This is a genomic window from Lamprobacter sp., assembly GCF_034860625.1.
Lineage (GTDB): Bacteria > Pseudomonadota > Gammaproteobacteria > Chromatiales > Chromatiaceae > Lamprobacter.
On the sequence record NZ_JAYESN010000777.1, the window covers coordinates 1 to 348 of the forward strand.

Genomic DNA, 348 nt, shown 5'->3' on the forward strand with positions numbered 1-348 from the left:
GGTGATCTCGGTGCCATGGCACTGCATGCAGCCGGTCATGTCCGGTGCCGCGCTGAGCTCAGGATGGCCGCGACCTTCGTGCATATGAACCAAGGCGTGCAGGTCATCCTTAGGGACCTGTTGGCGGTAGGCGCGGAAATGTCCGCTGCGATTGAACTGCTCCTGCTCGCGCGGATGGCAACGCCCGCAGGTGTCTGGTGACACTAGCACCGAGATATAGGTATCGGTGCCGACAAGCGACTCATGCTGGGTGGCATTGGGCGCGTCCGCCGGGACCTGATGGCAGTCGAGGCAGGTGACGCCCACATGGGCATGGCGGCTGCGCTTCCAGTCGCTGATGATGCCCGG

1 protein-coding gene is annotated in these 348 nt (G+C 63.8%); it reads right to left on the bottom strand.

Annotated features, from left to right (window positions below):
- The coding region (locus VBE63_RS31250; protein ID WP_323686815.1) for a multiheme c-type cytochrome at positions 1 to 348 on the bottom strand (348 nt) is incomplete at both ends.